This window comes from Psychrobacter sp. Sarcosine-3u-12, assembly GCF_002836005.1.
Lineage (GTDB): Bacteria > Pseudomonadota > Gammaproteobacteria > Pseudomonadales > Moraxellaceae > Psychrobacter > Psychrobacter okhotskensis.
This window is the reverse complement of the sequence record NZ_PJBY01000023.1, coordinates 1-1,788: the sequence shown is the minus strand read 5'-3', so window position 1 is coordinate 1,788 and position 1,788 is coordinate 1. Positions and strand designations below refer to the sequence as shown.

At 31.8% G+C, this 1,788-nt stretch carries 3 protein-coding genes; all 3 read left to right on the top strand.

Annotated features, from left to right (window positions below):
- Positions 1 to 17: 17 nt before the first annotated feature.
- Complete coding sequence (locus CXF65_RS00930) at positions 18 to 278, top strand: hypothetical protein (protein WP_157823970.1); 261 nt, start codon at positions 18 to 20, stop codon at positions 276 to 278.
- Positions 278 to 1,090, top strand: coding sequence for a hypothetical protein (locus CXF65_RS00925; protein WP_101210716.1), 813 nt, complete (start codon positions 278 to 280; stop codon positions 1,088 to 1,090). The genes CXF65_RS00930 and CXF65_RS00925 overlap by 1 nt, the downstream gene beginning before the upstream one ends.
- Positions 1,091 to 1,157: 67 nt before the next feature.
- Positions 1,158 to 1,742, top strand: a complete 585-nt coding sequence (locus CXF65_RS00920; protein WP_156915640.1) for a hypothetical protein — start codon at positions 1,158 to 1,160, stop codon at positions 1,740 to 1,742.
- The last annotated feature ends 46 nt before the right edge of the window (positions 1,743 to 1,788 follow it).

Genomic DNA, 1,788 nt, shown 5'->3' with positions numbered 1-1,788 from the left:
GCTAATCGATGTTGAGTTTGGCGGGGTTGCCTAACATTATTCCTGATAAAAAGACGTTGATGGATAGGGTTTATAACTTAGCGTATCAGTTTGTTGATGATGATGAGGAACCTTATGCTAATACGCCTTACACCGCTATTAATAAAGTAACAGGAGAAGAGTTTAAAGGTAATACAGATAAAGACGGTTGGTCAGAAAGGTTTCAATCTAATAGTGAAGACGATATTGAGGTGGTTTTGAAACTTGATTGGCAGAGTGATAATGAAAGGAGTAAGTAATGTCTTCATCTACAGGTACTACAAAATCTACACCCAATAATAAAAAAGTAAAAATTTCTCCTCCTATCGAGTTATTTTTACTATTTTGGGTTGATGAATGGGATAGTGGAACAAAAATGTTTTCTGAGTCAGCACAAACGAGACTAAAAAATATTAAAAAATCAAGCTGGTACAAGTCTAGTATTCATAAGGTTCACTGTCCTCCAATACAAGCCTTACAAGAAATACAAGTCATAATAAATAATTATATAAAAAAATACGGAGGCAAAAGTAAAGTTAGAACTAGAGAAGTAAGTATATTTTCTCATTCTGGAACTGATGGGCCTATCACTTATGATACACCTAACGACCCTCCGCTTAATGACAAAAAAAAGCAAATGCATATAGATGGCTGGTCAAGTATAGATTTTAACTGGGCTACATACAAAGGTGTAACTACAACTAGATGTGTTTTCTTTGGATGTAGATCTGCCTTAAAAACTAATTCTTTTGCTAAAAGAATTTCAGCATTACCGAACTATTCTACTGTTGAAGTTATAGGTCAAAGCACATCATCCTTCCCTTCTGTATTTCCTGATTACCGAGTAACGACAGGCGCTCGAAGTATTCCTATATTTGGAGGAGCAGGCTGGGATATTGCCAATACCTACATGGTAGGTAGCTTAGGCGGCAAGGGTCTTGATTCTATAACTTGGCAGGGAGTAGAAAAACCCAATCTTAAAGATTTTCCAAAAGCGGAAGTTATGAGGTTCTATAAAAATAACACTATTACTAATAATTCTCATCAAGGTATATTCAATGATCATAGGTAAGAAATACTATTGCATACTTTTTATTGTAATTATTCTATTATTAACTATATATTTAGTGAGTAAAGTTATGTCTATTAACGCAGAAAAAAACCTTTATATAGATATAGATGTCGACAAACATTTACAGGATAATATTGTGGTAAATATTGAGTTATTAAGGAATAGTCATGAATATAGTGAGTATGTTGAAACTAAGCTAATTAGTATTCATAATCAAGAAAAATACAGTAACTCGACGAGAAAAATTGATCTTGATAACTCCTTCGTTTATGAATTATTCGTCAACTATAAAAACAGAAAATTTTTTAGTATAAGTAAAGATCAAATATATGATCATTACAATACAGATGTAAAGAATAAATTCAAAATACTAGAAATAGACAATCAAATCTATCTGCTAGATTACGGTTTATATAAAAAAAATGAAAACTATGGTACTACTTTCGATACTTATCTGTTAGAAGAAAAAAAAATATCAGAATTACCTGATTCTAGAAAATTCACTTATTCTTCAGACCATGACCGATTTATAATTCAGCCGATGGATATGGACTCAATAAATTACTTTTCAAAACTTTCATATCCTGAATTGGAAGAATTTAAATTTATTCTTAGTGATCAAAAAAAGATTGAAGAGCTGAAAGCGCAGTAAAGTATATTAATAGACTGCACTAACAAATGATGGTGAGCACTCATAG